This window comes from Algoriphagus sp. AK58 (assembly GCF_014324365.1).
GTDB lineage: Bacteria > Bacteroidota > Bacteroidia > Cytophagales > Cyclobacteriaceae > Algoriphagus.
The window spans coordinates 35,080-54,604 of the sequence record NZ_QEIG01000028.1 but is presented as its reverse complement, the minus strand read 5'-3'; the positions used below and the strand labels follow the sequence as shown (position 1 = coordinate 54,604).

Here is a 19,525-nt window from a genome sequence, read left to right as displayed (position 1 = left end):
CGAAGGTAAAACACATTGAATCATGAGTAAATCCAACAGAAGAGAATTTATCAAGAAAAGTGCAGCGGCAACCCTGGGGATTTCTGCCTTGGGAGCAGTTGGCTTTTCATCTAGATCCTACGCCCGCATCCTGGGTGCCAATGACCGTCTGAATGTTGCTATCGCAGGTTTGGGCAGAAGATTAGGGGCATTCTATGAGCCTATCGGATTGAAGACTAGCAACGTCAACCTACTGTATCTCTGCGATGCCATGCAATCTCAGATGCCCAAGGCTGCCAAAAACTTTGAAAAATGGATTGATTACCAACCCAAACTGGAGCAAAATATCCTCAAGGTACTCGATGACAAAGAAGTCGATGTGCTGATCAATGCGACTCCGGACCATTGGCATGCCCCGGGTACCTGGTTGGCCTTGGAGCGAGGAAAACATGTGTATGTAGAAAAACCATGCTCCCATAATCCAAGGGAAGGTGAATTACTGATTGCTCTTCAAAAGAAGTACAACAAAGTAGTCCAGATGGGTAACCAGCAACGCTCTGCCCCGGAAAGCCGAGAGATCATCTCCGCCATTCACAACGGAGCGATTGGAAAAGTATACATGGCCAAAGCCTTCTACAGCAATAACCGTGGACCAGTACCCACTCCTATCCAACAAGCTCCACCCGCCGGCTTGGACTGGGATCTTTTTCAAGGACCCGCTCCAAGAAAACCCTACATGCATGATACCTGGGACTACAACTGGCACTGGTACGGCTGGGATTATGGAACAGCCGAAACAGGAAATAATGCTACCCACGAACTGGATGTCGCCCGATGGGCATTGCAGGTGGACTATCCCTCCCAGGTAATGGTCGTTTCCGGCAAAATGCACTATCCCGAAGACGGTTGGACCATGTATGACACCATGGATGCGACCTTCAAATTTGCCAATGGGTCCATCATCCAATGGGAAGGAAAAAGCAGAAATAACTACAAAACCTACGGATCAGACAGAGGCACCATCATCTACGGAACCGAAGGTTCGGTCTATGTAGACCGTGGAGGATACAAGCAATTCGACAGAACCGGCAAAGAAGTCAAATCCAACCTTGCCAAAAACAATGAAGGCGGAACAGTCCTGGGAGGCGGAGGAGACATGAGTACCATGCACGTCGTAAATTTCTTCAATGCGGTAAGAGGTAAGGAAAAGCAAAATTCCAACATCGAAGACGGCGCAGTATCTACCCTACTCTGCCACTTGGCCAACATCAGTAGCCGTACGGGTGAAACCTTAAATTGCGACCCTAAAAATGGACATATTACCAACTCTCCAAAGGCTATGGCCCTTTGGACAAGGGAGTATGAAAAGGGCTGGGAGCCGCCAAAAATCTAGACGATAGGCAAAAAAATAAACCTATTAAATCGTTTTTTCTCATTTCACATTCACCTGGCTTTGGTTGAAAGCCAGGTGTTTTTTTATCTATCCCCTTCTATTCAGAAGTATATTTTATGTTAAAGATTCATTGTTTTTATACAATGTACACACCTATAATCTTTTAATCATTATTAAGAAACACTCATTAATTTTTTATTAAAACAAAATAAGATTTTTTAAAAATTTATTAAGACCACTTTTTTCTGAATCATTTGAGACTTAGACCCGCAATCGATTCCGTAATTACAAGTTTTAAAGAATTGATCCCGCTTTTCCTTTTATCTACCTTTTACTACCGAAAAACAACTCATTTCCCCCATCTATCAACAAACCAGTATCATCAAAAACAACCTAATCTATCTATTAACAATAACCCCTTAAACTATGCGTACAAAGTTTTACACTTACCTATCGGTGGTGTTGATGTTGTTGCTTAGCGCTGGAATTGCGCAGGCACAAAACGTGCAGGTGAGTGGGATCGTTTTTGATGAGTCGGGAATGCCCTTACCGGGTGTCTCGATTCTTCTTAAAGGGACCACCACAGGAACCACCACAGATCTGGATGGAAAATATTCCATCTCAGGGCCCAGTACAGGCGTATTGGTTTTCTCCTTTATCGGATACAACACCCTGGAGGAGACCATCGGTTCTCGAAGCAAAATCGACGTTAATCTAATTCCTGACCTTTCCGAACTCGAAGAAGTAGTGGTAGTGGGTTACGGTACGGTGAAAAAGAGCCAATTGACTGGAGCGATTTCCTCTGTGGGCAACAAGGAAATCCAAGAACTTCCCATCACCGATGCTCGTCAAGCCCTTCAAGGTAGAGCTGCCGGTGTGGATGTGGTCCAGCCTGGTTCTAAACCTGGATCTGCCCCCCAAGTCCGTATTCGAGGTCGTCGTTCATTCAATGCTTCCAACGAACCCCTTTATGTGGTGGATGGAATTCCTACAGTGGGTGGGCTGGAAGACATCAACCCACAGGATATTACCTCCATGGAAGTATTGAAAGATGCATCTGCTACAGCCATTTATGGTTCCAGAGGTTCAAACGGGGTGGTATTGATCACTACCAAACGTGGTGGCGCCGGAAAAACTGTGGTATCTCTTGATTCCTATTATGGTATAAGTGAAGAGTTGGGAAGAATTGAGGTTTTTGACGGACCAGCATTTGCCGAATATAAAAGAGAATCCAGAAGAGCTACTGGTGCCTATCCAGAAGGTCCAGCTACCGAAGAAGCTGACAAAAGAATCTTTGAACCGGTAGAATTGGAAAGTATCGCATTAGGAAGAAGTACTGATTATGTAGCAGGTTTGATGAGGCAAGGAAACATCCAAAGCCACCAAATCGGGGTATCAGGAGGTAATGACAAGACCACCTTCTTTGTGTCAGGAAACTATTTCAAAGATGTGGGCGTAGTGATCAACCAAGATTTTACCCGATATACTTTCCGCATCAACTTGGATCACCAGATCAACAAGAAAGTGAAAATCGGAACCTCCACCTTGTTTACCTACAGTGAAAGAAATGGGGAAAACTTCAATCCAATAGGTGGTGCGCTTCAGGAAAATCCATTGGGTAAACCCTATGATGATGAAGGAAATCTAATCTTCCTGCCCACTTCGGATGGTTTAAGAACCAACCCATTTGCTGAAGTGGTCCCAGGAGCACAGGTGGACGAAACCTTTAGAACACGAATCTTCAACAGTATCTACCTGAATTGGGAAATCACCAAAGGCCTGACCTATCGTTTTGTATTTGGTCCAGACTACACGGTAAGAAGAAATGGAAGATTTACAGGTTCACAGACCAACGCCCGTCGAGGCGCAGATCCTACGGGAAGTGTTGATGATCGTTTCCAATTCAACTATACCATTGAAAACATCCTAACTTATACCAAAAACTTTAACCAAACACATAACCTAAAAGTGGACTTGCTGCAGTCCTTCCAGCAAGACAAGTTTGAGCAAAGTACAATCAGTGTCTTGGGTATTCCGGCACCTTCCCAACTTTATCATAGACTGGGAGATGCTTCCCAAATCACCGGTGCAAATACCAACTTGGTGGAATGGGCATTGCTTTCTTACATGGCTAGAGCCAATTATGATTACAAAGGTAAGTATTTGGTCACTGGTACAATCCGTGCAGACGGTAGCTCTCGTTTTGGTGAAAACAACAAATTCGGCTTCTTCCCATCTGTTGCTTTGGGATGGAACTTACATCAGGAAGAATTCATCAAAAACACAACTTGGATCGATCAACTGAAATACCGAGTAAGTTATGGATCCATCGGTAACCAAGCGATTACACCTTACCAAACTCAGGCTCTTTTGAGTAGAACATCCTATGCTTGGGACAATACGGCAGCCTTCGGTTATTGGCCAAATACGATTGGCAATCCTGATTTGAGATGGGAAACATCCACCACTTTCAATACAGGTATTGACTTCTCCATATTCAAAAACAGAGTATTCGGTTCATTTGAATATTATGTCACCAATACTTCTGACCTGCTTGCACCTCAGCCTCTTCCCAACTCAACCGGATTTGGAGGATTCATTACCAACATCGGTGAAACTCAAAACAAAGGGATAGAACTCTCACTTTCTACCTTGAACATTGAGAAAGGAAACTTCACTTGGTCTACTGATATCATCTTCACCAGAAACAGGGAACAGATCGTTTCCCTTCCAAATGGAGATGACATTGCTGCGGGTCGATTTATCGGACAGCCTTTGACTGTGTTCTTCGATCTGAAAAAAGTAGGCATCTGGCAAACTTCCGAAAAGGACCTTGCTGCTAGCTTTGGCGATAAGCCAGGGGAAATTAAGATCCAGGACACCAACAATGACGGAAGAATCAACTCCCTGGATCGGGTAATCCTAGGTTCAGCTGTACCTGATTTCTCTTTGGGTATGACCAACCGTTTTTCATTCAAAGGGTTTGATCTATCCTTCTTCGTTTTCGGAAGATGGGGTTCAATGATTCGAAGCCAATTCCACCAAAGCTTCAACTCTCTATTTGGACGATACAATAACCTGGCTGTGGATTACTGGACACCAAACAATCCGACCAACTTGTATCCAAGACCAAATCAAAACCAAGAGTTTCCTAAGTACAATTCTTCCATGTCATTGTTTGACGGAACATTCATCAAGGTTAGAAACATCAATTTCGGATATAATTTCTCTTCGGATTTGGCAAAGAAGATTGGCTTGAGCAGCTTGAGAGTTTTCTCAAGTATTCAAAATCCATTTATCTTCTCTGAATTCAGAACTGTTCACAAAGGAATTGACCCTGAAACCTTCATTGACAGTGAACAAGGCGTAGAAGGTGGTGTCATCAATGCTAACATTTCTCCTCCGGTAGTTCAATACACCTTTGGTATCAATGCTAAATTTTAATCTTAAGCATGAAAACGATGAAAAATCTGAACATAAAAAATCAAGTGAAAACCCTGACTCGAACAGGAGCATTGGTTCTAAGCTTGTTCTTTGCACAAGCCTGCCAAGATGCCCTTCAGGAAGATGTAATTTCTCAAATCGGCTCTGAATACCTCAACACTGCAAAAGGGTTGGATGACGCTGTCAGTGCTGCCTACAGCTCCATGAGATCTTGGTATGGTACCGAACGAGGAAACAACTTTACTGAATTTGGTACAGACATCTATACCAACGGTGCGGATGGTTCATGGAAATTTATGAACACCTACACCAACCAGTTTGACTCGCAAACCGGACAAGTAAGAGAACTTTGGGATGATTTGTATAGAGGTATCAATACCTGTAACGCAGTGATCGAACGAGCTCCTGGAATATCAGGTGTAAATGAAGCCACAAAGACGCAAAGAATCGCTGAAGCTAAGTTTATCCGTGCTCACCATTATTTCTTGCTAATGCAATTGTTTGGCCCGGTTGAATTGAGACTGGAGGAAACAAAAGTTCCAACCAAAATAGTGAAGAGAAATCCGGAGTCGGAGATTTATGCGGCAATCATCAAGGATCTTACTGAGGCGATTCCGGGATTGGAAGCCAGAAAGGCATCTACTCAATATGGAAGAGCGACCAGAGCAGCCGCCGAACATTTGTTGGGAAGGGTGTACGTAACAAAAGGTACTTCTTCTTCCAAAGCAGCAGATGATTTTGCCAAAGCTGAACCATTGTTTAAAAATGTTATTTCAAACTATGGTTTGAGACTTTTGCCGGACTTTGGCCAAGTACATGCTTTTGGCAACGAAATCAACGATGAAGTAATCTGGTCCGTGCAGTATACCAGAAGCCAGTTGACCAATGGTGGTGGTAACAATGCACACGTCTTCTTCCTGATGGAATACGACACCCAGCCAGGGATGAGACGTGATACCCAAAACGGAAGACCCTTTAAGCGTTACAGACCAACGGTCTATGCTTTGGAAAAAGTATTCCAAAACAGGGAAAATGACAGCCGTTACAAAAAGTCCTTTATTGACGTCTATCTTTCAAACCGTCCGGGAACCTTCAATACTACATTTGATAGAAGTAAACCTACAGTAACCTTTGCTCAGGGTGATACCTCCATGTTCATTCCGGGATTTGAGATGCCTGCTACGGAACGTGCCAAGAGAAAATACCAGGTATTGACTCCAAGTATGTATGACGAAAAATTATTCCCGGGATTGGTTAAACATCTGGATCCAGGAAGAGCAGATTTGACTCAGTTTGAAGGTGGTCGCGATTACATCGCTATGAGATTAGCAGACACTTACCTTCTACTTGCCGAAGCTCAGTTCCGTCAAGGCAAGCTGGCTGAGGCTACAGCCACCATCAATATAGTGAGAAGACGTGCTGCTTGGCCTGGAAAAGAAGCTGCCATGGAAATCACTCCTGCTCAGATGACATTTGAGTTTCTGATGGAAGAGCGCGCAAGAGAACTTACCGGAGAGCAAACTCGCTGGTTGGATTTGAAGCGTTGGGGCAATCTGATCGAGAGAGTTAAACTTCATAATCCACAAGCTGCTCCAAACATCAAGGATTTTCATGTATTGAGACCAATACCTCAAAACCAAATTGACAGAGCTGAGGGTGGACCTTCCGGATTCCCTCAGAATCCTGGCTACTAAATTTAGCTTTACACCATAAAAAGAGGCCCTGAAATTCAGGGCCTTTTTCGTAATAAAAGAAAACCAAAAACAAATTATACTGCGATCGTTGACGATCTGATTGTGATTTTTGATGGAATGGTGATGATCTGGTTTGGCAAGTCCGGTTGTCTGGGCTTGGTCAATTTTTTCATCAACAGTTTGGCGCATTCCTCCCCGATAGAAAATGCAGGTTGAGTAATCGTTGTCAAAGACGGATGCAGCAAACTGGCAATACTCAGGTTTGAAAAGAAGCTGATAATCTTCAAATCATCCGGAATTTTTAAGTCTGTACGCTTAATCGCGTGATAGGTTGCAAGTGCCAACTTTTCTACCGAAGATAATATACCATCCGGCCGATCTGGTGACATCAACATCTGACGGATAGCTTCCACATTTTGTTCTTCTTCCTGGCAGCAAGTGATATTGAGTTGGGGCTCGGGAGATAGACCCGCCTGCTTCAACGCGTCGAGATATCCGCGGTATCGATCTTTGGTAATAGAGAGTTCTTTAGAAAGCATCAAAAAGGCAATTTTTCGGCATCCCTGCTGAATCAGATGCTTGGTTCCTTCAAAACCGCTTTCATAATCGTTTGTTATAAATTTGGTAGTCGGGATATCTGTACATATCCGATCAAAAAACACCAAAGGAAATCCCCTTTCATGAAGTCTAGTCAGATGGGAAATATCACTGGTCTGACTGGATACGGACATGATGATCGCATCAGCACGTCCATTCATCAAAAGATTGACGATCTTTTTTTCCCTATCCACATCTTCGTGTGTACTGTAGACCAGCAGATGATACCCGTGTTGCTGGGTTATTTCTTCTATTCCGTCTACAACTTTTGAGAAAAAGCTACTCATCCGCTCCGGAATCACCACCGCGATGGTCTTGCTTTTATTCTCTCTCAAACTTCTCGCAAAAGGATTTGGCTGATAGTTCAATTTCTCCGCCATGCTGATCACCTTTTTTTTGGTGGCCTCACTGATCTCATAGCTGTCGTTTAGGGCACGAGATACAGTAGATGGAGATAACTTCAGCTCTGCAGCGAGTTCTTTTAGATTCACTCCGGTACTCATAGGTTGTTTGGGTTAATTGTCCTAAAAAGATCCTTAAAAATCTTAGGCATTTCAAAATAGTGAATTATTTCCATTTAAATAATGTGTGCAAACGTTTCCGTATTTTAATCTACTTCCCCCGTGTTTAAAGAATAAATTTAAACTCCATAAATAGACCCAAAAGCACCCACATAGTTAACTCATGATCACTGCTCAGACCCAAAAAAGCTTTCTCTCTGAAGACTTTTTGCTGCGAAATGAATTCGCCAAAATTCTTTACCACGACTATGCCAAGCACCTTCCGATCATAGATTATCACAATCACCTCCCCCCAGCTGAAATTGCCCAAAACCGGAAATTTGAAAATATCAGTAAAATTTGGCTTGCCGGAGACCATTACAAGTGGAGGGCAATGCGGACTTTGGGGGTGAATGAAAAATATATCACAGGCAATGGCTCTGATACTGAAAAGTTTGAAAAGTGGGCCTATACCCTGCCTTTTACCATGCGAAATCCACTGTACCATTGGAGTCACATGGAGTTGATAAGGTATTTTGGGGTGGACGAACTGCTCACTACCGAAAATGCTTCGGAGGTTTATTTCAAAACCTCCGAAATGCTTCAAGAAGAAAGTTTCCGGGCCCAAGGCCTCCTGGAAGGCATGAATGTGGAAGTCGTTTGCTCTACTGACGATCCAATAGACAGCCTCGAGCACCATGAATCTTATTTTCACTCCAAAAAGAAAGTCGGACTATACCCCGCTTTCAGACCGGATAAATCCTTTGCCATCGAAAATCCAGAAGGATATAAATCCTATTTGGAAAAACTTGGACAGGTGTCCGGAATAGAAATCAACTCCTTTGACAAGTTGATCGAGGCATTATCCAATAGAATTGAGTTCTTCCATTCCCGAGGATGCCGACTTTCAGACCACGGATTGGAAAATATGTATTATTCCAATGATTCCAGGCTTTCGGCGGATGGCATCTTACAAAAAGTCCTTCGCGGAAATCACCCAAACACAGAGGAAATCGAATACTTCAAATTCAAAGTCCTGAAAAAACTCTGCAAACTCTACCATAGCCATGGATGGGTACAGCAGTTTCACCTTGGCGCCTTGAGAAACACAAACGCAAGAATGCTGACTGTCCTCGGACCGGATACAGGATTTGATTCCATCGGGGATTTTGATCAAGCGCGTGCCATGGCAAAATTCCTGAATGAACTGGACTCCACCGATCAACTCGCCCAAACGGTCATCTACAACCTCAATCCAAGAGATAATGAGGTCTTTGCCACGATGATCGGTAACTTCAACGATGGCTCGATCAAAGGAAAAGTGCAGTTTGGCTCAGGATGGTGGTATCTGGATCAAAAAGACGGGATGGAAAAGCAAATGAACACCCTTTCCAATATGGGTTTGATCAGCTGTTTCATCGGAATGCTCACCGACTCAAGAAGCTTCCTTTCTTTCCCTCGACATGAATATTTCCGAAGAATCCTCTGCAATCTATTTGGTCAGGATGTAGAAAACGGGGAATTGCCTTGGGATGAAAAATGGCTTGGAAAGCTTGTATCGGATATTTGCTATCACAATGCCAAAAACTACTTCAATTTCTCCCCTTCCAACTACCAGATTTAAGAATGAATTCATCCCAAATTTTCTCTCTCGAGGGTAAAAAAATTGCGTTCTCCGGTGCAACCGGTGTGTTAGGTCATGCCATGGCAATGCATTTGGCACAGGAAGGTGCGGAATTGCTGATCATCGGCCGAACACCTGACAAAGTCAATCAGCTGGTCCAAGAGATCAATTCCAAGGGAGGAAAAGCCTGGGGTTATTTTGCCGATGTGACTGATGAAGAGTCTTTGATCAAGATGGCTGAAATTATTGAAGCTCAACATGGCAGGATAGATACCCTGATCAATTCCGCCGGAGGAAATATGCCCGGTGCAGTCATCCGGCCTGACCAAAATTTCCTGGATCTGGATACCCATTCGCTTAGAAAGGTTATGGATCTCAATTATTTGGGAACCGTACTTCCTATCAAGGCTTTACTACCCCTGATGCTTAAAAACGGCCAGGGAAACATCCTCAATATCAGCTCTATGGCAGCAACCAGGCCTATGACTCGCGTGATGGGCTATGCTTCCGCCAAGGCAGCTATTGACAATCTGACCAAATGGCTTTCAGTAGAGCTGGCACACAAACACGGTCCAAATTTCAGAGTAAATGCGATTGCTCCAGGATTTTTTCTCACAGAACAAAATCGTACCCTTCTCACCGAAGCAGACGGAAGCCTAACCCAGCGGGGAAATCAGATTATTACACATACACCTATGAACCGATTTGGTAAGCCGGAAGATCTTCTCGGAGCCTTGCATTGGCTTTGCAGCGATGCTTCTGCTTTTGTCACCGGCACCATCGTAGCCGTGGACGGAGGATTCAGCGCTTATTCAGGAGTCTAGAAATTGTTGGTCGTTAAGCGTTAATAGTTAATCGAGAAAAAGATCAGAAAACTTTTAACGTTTAACCTTTAACTTCCGGCTAGCCAGAAACAAATAACTCAATAACTAATACACATATAACCAAAAATTCTCTTTCCATGAGCTACAGAATGGAACAAACCATGCGCTGGTATGGTCCCAAAGATCCGGTAAGCATTCGTGATATCCGTCAGTCAGGAGCCACAGGAATTGTTACAGCTTTACACCATATTCCCAATGGAGAAGTATGGTCCAGAGAAGAAATCAAAACCAGGAAAAATATCATCGAAGAGGCTGGGCTTACCTGGTCAGTGGTGGAATCTGTCCCGGTACATGAGCGGATCAAAACACGCACAGGTGACTACCTCCAATTAATCGAGAATTACAAACAAACACTTCGAAATCTTGCCGCTGAAGGCATTTTCACGGTGTGCTACAATTTTATGCCTATCCTCGATTGGACTCGAACCAATCTGGAATATGAACTCCCCAATGGCGCCAAAGCCCTACTTTATGAAAGAAAGGCTGTCGTTGCTTTTGACTTGTTCATCTTACAAAGACCTGAGGCATTGGAGGAATATTCACCGGAGGAAATCGAAGCGACACGAGCGTATTACAATGCTCTTTCCCCTGATGCCAAGCAGCTGATCATTGATAATATTCTCAAAGGTTTGCCGGGTTCGGAAATCGGATACACCATGGATGAGTTTCGTGCCATGCTGAAAACCTATGAAGGCATCGATGCCAAAAAACTGGCGGAACACCTGAGACTTTTCCTCGACGCTGTCACTCCGGTCGCAGAGGAAGTCGGGGTATATCTGTGCATTCATCCAGATGATCCTCCTTACTCTTTGTATGGTTTACCCAGGGTGGTAAGTACCGCAGCTGATGCCAGGAGAATTCTTACAGAAACCCCAAGCCAACACAATGGTCTAACCTTCTGTACAGGAAGCTATGGTGTTCGTCCTGACAATGATCTTCCAGCCATGGTCCGTGAGTTTGGAGAACGAATCCACTTCATCCACCTCCGAAGTACCAAGCGGGATGCGGAAGGAAATTTCTATGAGGACAATCACCTGGAAGGCAATGTGCCCATGGTAGAAGTCATTGATGAAATCCTAAAGTGGCAGGAAAAGCGAAAGAAAAGCCTACCGATGCGACCTGACCATGGCCATCAGATGCTGGATGATTTGCACAAAAAAGTCTCCAATCCAGGTTATACTGCCATCGGCCGCCTTAAAGGTCTGGCCGAGATCAGAGGTGTAGAAGAGGCCTTGCTGTGGGTGAAAAAGTCGGGAAGTTAGGAGGTCTGGAAGTTGGGATGTGTAAGGAAAAGCGGATTGAAGAAGAATAAGGATGGATTGAAATAGACTTTGATCCATGACCAAATAGAATCGTAGGACTTGGCCGGTTTTGAAAACCTGCCAAGTCTTTTTTGTTACCAAGCTATAACTTTTCCAAAGTTTGAAACTTTGGAAAAGTTATAAGGAATAAAAAGTTTGAATTAACTTCCATTTCGTTTGAATTGATCCACTAATCGAGCACGCCATGCCATCCTTTTACTCCAAAAGAGACCTGCACTTTCAGCTTTTCGAAAATCAAAACTGCGTGGAGCTTACCCAACTACCCTATTTTTCAGACCATACTAAGGAGACTTTCAACCTTGTTTTAGATGCTGCTGAGCAAATCGCCGAAAAGTCTCTCTATCCCCTATTCAGGGAAATGGACCGTCAGGAACCTCAGCTGGTAGATGGCAAAATCCGGATTCACCCAGGCATGAAACCCATCATCCGGAAGTTTGGGGAAGACGGATGGATCAATGCCATTTTTCCATATGAAGAAGGTGGACAGCAACTACCCTGGATCCTCCACATGGCCGCAGGATTTATCTTTCAGGCCTCCAATTATTCAGGGAGTGTCTTTCCGTTTTTGACCACTGGCGCTGCCAATCTGATCCGGACATTTGGATCAAAGGAGTTGAAGGAAAAATTCACCCCAAACATGTATTCAGGAAAATGGCAAGGTACCATGGCCCTTACCGAACCGGATGCGGGAAGTTCGCTTTCAGACCTGAGCACCTCGGCGACTCCAACCTCTGCAAGCAATGTTTTCAAGATCAAAGGCCAAAAAATCTACATTTCGGCAGGTGACCACGATGCTTGTGAAAATATCATCCACCTCATGCTCGCCCGTATTGAAGGTGCACCCTCTGGTACCAAAGGCATTTCGCTATTTGTAGTTCCTAAAATTCGACTCGATGGAACACCAAACGATGTGCTGACCCAAGGTATTTATCATAAAATGGGCTACAAAGGCGCTCCGATTGCTCATTTGATGATGGGAAGTAATGAGGACTGCGAAGGATATCTGGTCGGAGAAGCTCATCAGGGACTGAAGTACATGTTTCAGATGATGAATGAGGCCAGACTTGGAGTGGGAATGAACGCCGTAGCGATTGCAACAGCTGCATTTCAGGCTTCTTTGGCCTATGCCAAAGAACGGCCCCAAGGAAGAAAAATATCTGAAAAAGACCTCAATAAACCCCAAATTCCTATCATAGAGCATGCCGATGTGAAACGAATGCTCCTGTTTCAGAAAAGTGTGACAGAAGGGTCTTTGGCCTTGCTGATTTACTGCGGAATCCTTTCCGATAAAATTTCTCAGGAAACCATAGCTGAGAATAAACTAAAAATGGAGGCCCTGCTGGATTTATTAACCCCAATTGCGAAAAGCTATCCTTCGGAAATGGGCGTTCTGAGCACTTCCATGGCGGTGCAGATACTGGGTGGAGCGGGATATACGACGGATTTTCCGGTGGAACAATATTTCCGTGAATCGAGAATCCATCCCATTCATGAGGGAACGACAGGAATCCATGGATTAGATCTCTTGGGTAGGAAAGTGTGGATGCAGGAAGGATTGGGTTGGAAAGCCTTACTCAAAGAAATCCAGAAGACACTTGACCAGGTAAAGTCAATTCAAGAATTGACCGATTTGGCTCATTCTTTTGAGGAGATATACCTCAAGTTCAACCATTCGGCGGGAGAGTTGCTGTTTAAGAGAAATCAAGGACCAGATAAATTCCTTGCGGATGCCACCCTTTTCTTAGAGGCAAGCGGTATACTCTGCATAGGTTGGATGTGGCTAAAGCAAGCCCTTTCGGCTCAAAAGGCAATCTCACAAGGAGCTCTAGAGCAAGGCTTTTACTTCGGAAAAATCGAAACAGCCAGGTATTTCATGGAATACGAATTGGTGAAGATTTTGGGATTGATTCCAAGATTTCATTCCGAAGCTTATCCCACCCTTTCCATGGAAAAGGATTGGTTTTGATTAGGTAAATGCTGAAGATTAACCTGTGTCAGATGATGAAAGAAATGGCTTAGAATAAACTTTTAATTCGAGTTTAAGAAAGGATCATCCGCCTGAACTGAGAGAATCAAAGTCACGGTCATCTTTTAACCATGCTAAACGCAGATCCTGAATTGAGTCAGAAGATGGCACAAACATCAGTCATCAGACACCTGACATCAGACCTTTGTAAAAAAAAACATGAATTACCACAAAGGAACTCCTTCAAGGATAGTAATTCCCTATGAATTCCCTCACATTTCACTATTTTTGGCGATCTTGTTTTATCCGAGCAATCTCTCATGAAAAGAATTTTAGTAAGCGGTGGCGGCGGCTTTTTGGGCAGCCATCTCTGTGACAGACTCCTGAAAGAAGGAAATGAAGTACTTTGTGTAGACAACTTTTTTACGGGAAACCGAAGAAATATCCACCACCTGTTGGATAACAAAAACTTCGAACTCCTTAGACATGACATCACTCATCCCCTGTATGTAGAAGTGGATGAAATCTATAACCTAGCCTGTCCGGCATCTCCGATCCATTATCAGTTTGATCCCGTTCAAACAACCAAGACCTCGGTAATAGGTGCGATGAACATGCTGGGTTTGGCCAAAAGACTGAAAATCAAGATTCTCCAGGCATCTACTTCGGAAGTCTATGGTGATCCAGAAATCCATCCTCAACCGGAGTCCTACAGAGGAAACGTGAATCCTCTCGGACCCCGGGCATGTTATGACGAAGGCAAACGATGTGCTGAAACTCTGTTTTTTGATTATCATCGACAGCATGGAGTTGCCATCAAAGTGATGCGGATCTTCAATACTTATGGTCCGAGAATGCACCCCAACGACGGACGGGTAGTATCCAACTTTATCGTTCAGGCGCTTAAAGGTCAGGACATCACGATCTATGGGGATGGCAAGCAAACGCGCTCCTTCTGCTATGTGGATGACAATATCGAAGGAATGTACCGCTTGATGAATTCCAGAGACGGATTTACGGGACCTGTCAACATCGGAAATCCTGGTGAATTTACCATGCTCGAATTGGCACAGCTCGTCATCGAACTCACCAACAGCAAGAGCAAGCTGGTATTTATGCCTCTTCCCCAAGATGACCCCATGCAGCGTAAACCAGTCATTGATTTGGCTAAGGAAGAACTCGGATGGGAACCCAAAATCCCGCTTCGGGAGGGCTTGGTCAAAACAATCGCTTATTTCGACATGATATTAAGTGAATAATACCCGAAAAGACCGCCCTCAAGCGGTCTTTTTGATTTCCCAAAATTCAACCATTTACCACAAAAAACTTTCACGACCGCCTCGAGTTCGCTTCATTGCTTTATGAAGAAATCCACCCTTCTGTTTATTTCCACCTTCTGTGTTTTATTCAGTGTTTACTTGGTGGCTGTAGTCTCCCTGCAGCCGGATCTGAAGTATATACTTTTGGATATTTATTCAGATTTTTTTCGAAAGGAAGTGAAGAGCGAAGTTATACCGCCGCAAACCAATCAAGCTGAAATAGAAAATTCGTTTGATCCGACTGAATTGGTTTCGTATTCGGGAAGGTTAAAAAAAGACACGTACGAAGAACACCTCAGTGCAGCGGAACTCAAAGGCCTCAAGCTGATACAAAATGAGTACGAACTTTTTCAACGGGTTTTTGAACGGACCTTGGTAGAAGCAAGTTCCGGAAAAGGATACCGAGTAGATTCACTTACGCATAGTTTCCCTTACATCACACCAGAATCCAAAAAAGTCTTAGAAGAACTCGGATTAGCCTATGAAGCTTTGGCTGGAGCAGGAAATTTCTTCACCGTATCCTCTGCCACCCGGACTGAAGAACAGCAAAAAGCACTGAAACGAAGAAACCGGAATGCCACCGATGGCAACAGTTCCCATTCTTATGGAGTCTCGTTTGATATCTCCTACATTCGATTTAATGGAATAAGAGAATGGGATGCAAAGGCCCAAAAAAACCTGGAAACGGTTCTAAACCACTTCCAGCAAACCGGCAAAATCTACGTCATCAAGGAGCGAAGGCAAAGCTGCTATCATGTGACGGTGAGGTAAACTTCACTTCGACAAACACACCCCAACAAAAAGACCGCCTCTCAGCGGTCTTTTTTATTTTTATTTGGATGACAGGTAGTACAGATTTGGTCTCTTCGGTCTTCCGTCTCCTATCTTCCCACTTCTCAGTATCCCAACGTCTTCAACATACTCTCCTCGGTCTGATCTTTGGCAAATAGCCAATGCTTGATCTCGCCATTTTCGTCGCGATCGATCAGGACATGTTTTGGTGCAGGGATAAGGCAATGCTGAATTCCTCCGTAGCCTCCAAGGGATTCCTGGTAAGCTCCGGTATGGAAGAAACCGATGTATTGCTTTTTGCCTTGCTCGATCTTAGGAAGGTAGATATTGAACTGATGTGCCTCGGAGTTGTAGTAATCCATGCTGTCGCAGGTCAAGCCTCCCAGGGAAATGCCTTGATAGGTTTCATCCCAGTTATTGACCGCGAGCATGATGTATTTCTGATTGAGCCCCCAGCTGTCCGGAAGTTGGGTGATAAATGACCCATCGATCATATACCAGAGTTCCTTGTCGTTTTGGAGCTTTTCTTCCAGGATCGAATACAGTACTGCCCCACTCTCTCCTACCGTGTAGCTGCCAAATTCCGTGAAAATATTCGGTTCGGTGGTATTGTTTTTGGCACACATCCACTTGATATTCTTCACAATCTGATCTGCCATGTATTGGTAATCATAATCAAAGAAGACGTTGGTCTTGATCGGCCAACCTCCTCCGATATCCATGGAATCCAAACTTGGGGCAACACGCTTGAGCTCCACGTATTTTTGAATAAAACGGGTCAATTCAGACCAGTAGTAGGCGGTATCCTTGATCCCTGAATTGATGAAAAAGTGAAGCATTTTCAGGCTGACCTGAGGATTGTTTTTGATTTTTTCTTCAAAAAGAGGAATGATGTCATTGTATCTCACTCCCAATCTGGAAGTATAGAAGCCGAATTTGGGCTCTTCGTCGGCCGCGATTCGAATCCCCACTTGAAAAGGTACCTTGACATGCTCCAAGTAGTAATCGATCTCGGTGAGATTGTCCAAAATCGGAATACAATTTTTAAAACCATCATTCAAGAGCTCTGAGATATACTGCTTGTATTTCTCCCGCTTGAATCCATTACAGACGATATAGGTGTCTTTGGTGATTTTACCTTTCTCATAGAGGCTTCTTACCAAAGGGATGTCAAAGGTGGAAGACGTCTCAATATGAATGTCGTTTTTCAGTGCCTCATCCAATACAAAGCTGAAATGCGAAGACTTGGTGCAGTAGCAATAGGTATATTTCCCCTGGTAATTGTGGGTAGCCATGGCATTGGCAAAATACCTTTTTGCGTTTTGGATATTTTCCGAAATTTTAGGCAAATAGGTCAGTTTGAGCGGCGTGCCGTAGGTTTCGATGATTTCCATCAGATTGACTCCGTTGAAAAAGAGCTCATTATTTTCTACATGAAACTCTTTGGTCGGAAAGTCAAAGGTCTGCTGGATCAAGTCAATGTATCTGTTCATTTACCAAGGGGGTTAACTACGGAGAATAAGGCTGCAAAAATTGCGCTTTTATCGGGGGATATCAAATGCATCGGAGAAAACTTCACCCACAGGAGAAGATTTGTCAGGGGTTTACAAGCCGTGATGGAAACTTTATTCCAAAAAAGAAAAAGGACAAATCCTTTTTAGACTTGTCCCTTTTCCAAAAACCTTTTGGAATGTTAATCCCAATTCACGCTATGAAGGGATGACTGAAGTAAGGCCTGTTCGGCTAGGTGTCTCCGGTTGTTTTCGATCACCTTTTCCAAAATCTGCTTGAATCGAACCTCTTTCTTTAGCATATCGATCACCTTGCTGAAAAAATTTTCAACCTCGTTGATTTCAGCCTGAGAAAAAGTGAAAAATACCTGAGCACGATTGAAGTCATAAATCAAACTTAAGGAGGCAGGTTTTCCCAATCCAATCAATCCTCGGAAAAGAGGCAACAGCCTCTCGAATCCTTTTTCAAATCGACACATTCCTTGCATTTTGTTGGCAATAGGCTGAGAAAAGATTTTCAGGATCTCCTGTTGACCCAAACTGAACCTGACCAACTCGGGAGAAGTCGATACGGTCCAAGAAGTGGTGTTTTTCTGAGGATGGCTCATTTGTACTGCTACGCTCATATGGAAGGTGTTTAATTGAAAGTGCTTCAAAAGTATGGAATAGAAATTTAAAAACCTATATTCCCTATAATTTTTATAGGGATTTTAAAAAATTTTCAAATTCCACGAAAGATGGAAAATTGGGCCATTTGAGTAGTTTTGCCATCAACTTTTAAAAAGCTAAAACCCAAATTTTAACCTGAGATGAGAAAGATTAAATTAGTAGAAGTCCGTTCGGAGATCGCTGCCGGTACACGCGGAGCAAGTTTGGGAGTGGATGCACTGAAAATCGCCAGCTTAGACAAAAAGTCCAATTTTTTCACTCAGTTCGACCCGATCAACGTTCCCGATGCCAACAACTTCCTTTGGAAAGGCAACAAACATCCACATGCCAAATACATTGACGGTGTCTATCAGGTTTTGAAAAACGTCTATTCTACCATCGAATCACTTCGATTGGAAAAAAAATTTCCTATTGTTTTGGCAGGAGACCATAGTACCGCAGCAGGCACCATCATGGGGATCAAAGCGGCCCATCCAGAAAAAAGATTGGGAGTAATTTGGATCGATGCCCATGCAGATCTGCACACACCCTACACCACTCCTTCCGGAAACATGCACGGCATGCCTTTGGCTATGGTAGCTCAATTGGATAATCTGGAGTGCAAAGTGAATCAACCTATTTCAGAAACAATTTCCTTTTGGGAAAAAATAAAAAAAATCGGGGGTGATTTTCCCAAAATAGACCCCAAGGACATTGTATTTATCTCCGTACGTGATACCGAGACACCGGAAGATTTTTTGATAAAAAAATTCGGAATCAAAAACTTCAGCACGGCAGAAGTTCGTGATTTGGGCGTTTCCAAAGTGGCACAGGAAGCACTGCAAATTTTAAAAGATTGCGATCAAATCTACATTTCCTTTGATGTGGACAGCTTGGATAGTTCCATTTCCGTCGGCACAGGCACACCCGTACCGAATGGACTGACAGTAGAGGAAGCGATCCAACTCAATGCGGAGTTGATCAAAGACAAACGCGTCTGCTGCTGGGAAATCGTGGAAGTGAATCCCACGCTCGACACCGAAAACACCATGGCTGAAATCGCATTCGATGTCTTGGAAATCACAACCAAATCGCTGGTGGAAAACTTCTAATAAAAATTTCACCTCCAAGTTCACAAAGGTTAAATTAGAGGACACAAAGTTTTTTAATTATGACCTATTGCCATTGTTCAGAGGACGAATTGGCCACCAAGGTGATCGGATGTGCAATTGAAGTCCATAAAGTTTTGGGGCCAGGACTTTTAGAAAACGCTTACAAAAAAGTGTTGGCTAAAAAGTTAATGAAAGAAGGTTTCCAAATCGAGGTTGAAAAAATCCTTCCTTTGGAAATGGAGGATATTAGGATTGAGGTAGCCTACAAAATCGATATTCTGGTAGAGAACAAACTAGTTCTGGAGCTCAAATCCGTAGAGTATCTCAATGATCTTCATTTAGCCCAAGTCATCAATTATTTAAATTTGGGGAACTACAAGCTAGGTCTCCTTATAAATTTCAATGTGACTCTTTTGAAATTCGGCCTTCAACGAGTGATCAATGACCGATTCAGAAAACCTAACTATTAATATGGATTCCAAATTGGAAATTAAAATCAATCCTACCTCCTTTTAATGCACTTCTTTTCTCCTTGTGCCCTTTTCGATTAAATCTTTGTGTACTTTCTTTTCTACTTTGTGAGCTTTGCGGCTAAATCTTTGGGAACTCTTGGAGGTTATTCCTTTTTCTAATCACCTCAGTAATCTTACCTTTGCAAACTCTTGTTTCACCTTTGAGACCTTTGCGGTTACATTTAAAATCTTTGAGAACTCTCATTTCAACTTAGAGACCTTTGCGGT

General features: G+C 43.5%; 14 protein-coding genes. 11 read left to right on the top strand and 3 right to left on the bottom strand.

Going from position 1 to position 19,525, the window contains the following annotated elements; all coding sequences use genetic code 11:
• Window positions 1-22: 22 nt before the first annotated feature.
• From DDT91_RS19800 to DDT91_RS19790, 3 genes are all read left to right on the top strand, one after another.
• Window positions 23-1,372 carry a Gfo/Idh/MocA family protein gene (locus DDT91_RS19800; protein WP_187177937.1) on the top strand — a complete coding sequence of 450 codons (1,350 nt, stop codon included), beginning with the start codon at window positions 23-25 and terminating at the stop codon, window positions 1,370-1,372.
• A gap of 426 nt (window positions 1,373-1,798) precedes the next feature.
• On the top strand, window positions 1,799-4,816 hold the full coding sequence (locus tag DDT91_RS19795; RefSeq protein ID WP_187177936.1) for a TonB-dependent receptor: 3,018 nt from the start codon (window positions 1,799-1,801) through the stop codon (window positions 4,814-4,816).
• Window positions 4,817-4,833: 17 nt separating this feature from the next.
• Window positions 4,834-6,510, top strand: coding sequence for a RagB/SusD family nutrient uptake outer membrane protein (locus DDT91_RS19790; protein ID WP_370539346.1), 1,677 nt, complete (start codon window positions 4,834-4,836; stop codon window positions 6,508-6,510).
• A gap of 74 nt (window positions 6,511-6,584) precedes the next feature.
• Here the strand turns inward: DDT91_RS19790 and DDT91_RS19785 are convergent, their stop codons facing one another.
• Window positions 6,585-7,610 (bottom strand): LacI family DNA-binding transcriptional regulator, encoded by a 1,026-nt coding sequence (locus DDT91_RS19785; protein ID WP_187177934.1) that lies wholly within the window; start codon window positions 7,608-7,610, stop codon window positions 6,585-6,587.
• Window positions 7,611-7,791: 181 nt separating this feature from the next.
• Between DDT91_RS19785 and uxaC the strand changes: the two genes are divergently transcribed.
• The 6 genes from uxaC (at window position 7,792) to DDT91_RS19755 (ending at window position 15,493) form a co-directional block, all read left to right on the top strand.
• Window positions 7,792-9,231, top strand: coding sequence for a glucuronate isomerase (uxaC, locus tag DDT91_RS19780; protein WP_187177933.1), 1,440 nt, complete (start codon window positions 7,792-7,794; stop codon window positions 9,229-9,231).
• A 2-nt stretch (window positions 9,232-9,233) separates the two neighbouring features.
• Window positions 9,234-10,055 carry an SDR family oxidoreductase gene (locus tag DDT91_RS19775; protein ID WP_187177932.1) on the top strand — a complete coding sequence of 274 codons (822 nt, stop codon included), beginning with the start codon at window positions 9,234-9,236 and terminating at the stop codon, window positions 10,053-10,055.
• Window positions 10,056-10,192: 137 nt separating this feature from the next.
• A complete protein-coding gene (uxuA, locus tag DDT91_RS19770) occupies window positions 10,193-11,377 on the top strand; it encodes a mannonate dehydratase (protein WP_187177931.1) in 1,185 nt (394 codons plus the stop codon).
• A 244-nt stretch (window positions 11,378-11,621) separates the two neighbouring features.
• The gene (locus DDT91_RS19765; RefSeq protein ID WP_187177930.1) at window positions 11,622-13,403 is read left to right on the top strand and encodes an acyl-CoA dehydrogenase; all 1,782 of its coding nucleotides are present in this window, start codon (window positions 11,622-11,624) and stop codon (window positions 13,401-13,403) included.
• Window positions 13,404-13,723: 320 nt separating this feature from the next.
• The gene (locus tag DDT91_RS19760; protein WP_187177929.1) at window positions 13,724-14,662 is read left to right on the top strand and encodes a UDP-glucuronic acid decarboxylase family protein; all 939 of its coding nucleotides are present in this window, start codon (window positions 13,724-13,726) and stop codon (window positions 14,660-14,662) included.
• Window positions 14,663-14,764: 102 nt separating this feature from the next.
• Window positions 14,765-15,493, top strand: coding sequence for a DUF5715 family protein (locus tag DDT91_RS19755; RefSeq protein ID WP_187177928.1), 729 nt, complete (start codon window positions 14,765-14,767; stop codon window positions 15,491-15,493).
• Between the two features lie 125 nt (window positions 15,494-15,618).
• Here the strand turns inward: DDT91_RS19755 and DDT91_RS19750 are convergent, their stop codons facing one another.
• Both DDT91_RS19750 and DDT91_RS19745 read right to left on the bottom strand, forming a co-directional pair.
• Window positions 15,619-17,007 (bottom strand): arginine decarboxylase, encoded by a 1,389-nt coding sequence (locus DDT91_RS19750; protein WP_187177927.1) that lies wholly within the window; start codon window positions 17,005-17,007, stop codon window positions 15,619-15,621.
• Between the two features lie 200 nt (window positions 17,008-17,207).
• Window positions 17,208-17,651 carry a hypothetical protein gene (locus tag DDT91_RS19745; protein ID WP_187177926.1) on the bottom strand — a complete coding sequence of 148 codons (444 nt, stop codon included), beginning with the start codon at window positions 17,649-17,651 and terminating at the stop codon, window positions 17,208-17,210.
• Window positions 17,652-17,834: 183 nt separating this feature from the next.
• Here DDT91_RS19745 and rocF point away from each other — a divergent pair, with 183 nt between their 5' ends.
• Window positions 17,835-18,785 (top strand): arginase, encoded by a 951-nt coding sequence (gene rocF, locus DDT91_RS19740; protein WP_187177925.1) that lies wholly within the window; start codon window positions 17,835-17,837, stop codon window positions 18,783-18,785.
• A 59-nt stretch (window positions 18,786-18,844) separates the two neighbouring features.
• On the top strand, window positions 18,845-19,255 hold the full coding sequence (locus DDT91_RS19735) for a GxxExxY protein (RefSeq protein ID WP_187177924.1): 411 nt from the start codon (window positions 18,845-18,847) through the stop codon (window positions 19,253-19,255).
• Window positions 19,256-19,525: the final 270 nt, after the last annotated feature.

What these genes read in the sequence shown, in the direction of transcription:
- DDT91_RS19800 (WP_187177937.1), top strand. Translation starts at nt 23, where the DNA reads ATGAGTAAATCCAACAGAAGAGAATTTATCAAGAAAAGTGCAGCGGCA.
- DDT91_RS19795 (WP_187177936.1), top strand. Translation starts at nt 1,799, where the DNA reads ATGCGTACAAAGTTTTACACTTACCTATCGGTGGTGTTGATGTTGTTG.
- DDT91_RS19790 (WP_370539346.1), top strand. Translation starts at nt 4,834, where the DNA reads ATGAAAAATCTGAACATAAAAAATCAAGTGAAAACCCTGACTCGAACA.
- DDT91_RS19785 (WP_187177934.1), bottom strand. Translation starts at nt 7,610, where the DNA reads ATGAGTACCGGAGTGAATCTAAAAGAACTCGCTGCAGAGCTGAAGTTA.
- uxaC (WP_187177933.1), top strand. Translation starts at nt 7,792, where the DNA reads ATGATCACTGCTCAGACCCAAAAAAGCTTTCTCTCTGAAGACTTTTTG.
- DDT91_RS19775 (WP_187177932.1), top strand. Translation starts at nt 9,234, where the DNA reads ATGAATTCATCCCAAATTTTCTCTCTCGAGGGTAAAAAAATTGCGTTC.
- uxuA (WP_187177931.1), top strand. Translation starts at nt 10,193, where the DNA reads ATGAGCTACAGAATGGAACAAACCATGCGCTGGTATGGTCCCAAAGAT.
- DDT91_RS19765 (WP_187177930.1), top strand. Translation starts at nt 11,622, where the DNA reads ATGCCATCCTTTTACTCCAAAAGAGACCTGCACTTTCAGCTTTTCGAA.
- DDT91_RS19760 (WP_187177929.1), top strand. Translation starts at nt 13,724, where the DNA reads ATGAAAAGAATTTTAGTAAGCGGTGGCGGCGGCTTTTTGGGCAGCCAT.
- DDT91_RS19755 (WP_187177928.1), top strand. Translation starts at nt 14,765, where the DNA reads ATGAAGAAATCCACCCTTCTGTTTATTTCCACCTTCTGTGTTTTATTC.
- DDT91_RS19750 (WP_187177927.1), bottom strand. Translation starts at nt 17,007, where the DNA reads ATGAACAGATACATTGACTTGATCCAGCAGACCTTTGACTTTCCGACC.
- DDT91_RS19745 (WP_187177926.1), bottom strand. Translation starts at nt 17,651, where the DNA reads ATGAGCGTAGCAGTACAAATGAGCCATCCTCAGAAAAACACCACTTCT.
- rocF (WP_187177925.1), top strand. Translation starts at nt 17,835, where the DNA reads ATGAGAAAGATTAAATTAGTAGAAGTCCGTTCGGAGATCGCTGCCGGT.
- DDT91_RS19735 (WP_187177924.1), top strand. Translation starts at nt 18,845, where the DNA reads ATGACCTATTGCCATTGTTCAGAGGACGAATTGGCCACCAAGGTGATC.